This is a genomic window from Bradyrhizobium cosmicum (assembly GCF_032290525.1).
GTDB lineage: Bacteria > Pseudomonadota > Alphaproteobacteria > Rhizobiales > Xanthobacteraceae > Bradyrhizobium > Bradyrhizobium cosmicum_A.
Map to the genome: position 1 here is coordinate 1 of NZ_JASXTA010000628.1, position 233 is coordinate 233.

The 233-nt window shown below is 61.8% G+C and carries 1 protein-coding gene; it reads left to right on the top strand.

Annotated elements, in window-relative coordinates; all coding sequences use genetic code 11:
• The coding region (locus tag QSV46_RS41160) for an ATP-binding cassette domain-containing protein (RefSeq protein ID WP_314964551.1) at positions 1 to 233 on the top strand (233 nt) is incomplete at both ends.

The following is a 233-nucleotide window of genomic DNA, read 5'->3' on the forward strand; positions in this document are numbered from 1 at the left end:
GGGCAAGACGACGCTACTCAACCTGCTGGGCGGCATCGACCGCGTCGACGCGGGCGAGATTGCGGTGGCGGACCATCGCATCGACGGCCTCTCCGAGGGCGAATTGGCAGCCTGGCGGGCCGCCAATATCGGCTTCATTTTCCAGTTCTATAATCTGATGCCGATGCTGACCGCCGCGCAGAATGTCGAATTGCCGCTGTTGCTCACCAAATTGCGCAGCAAAGAACGCGCCG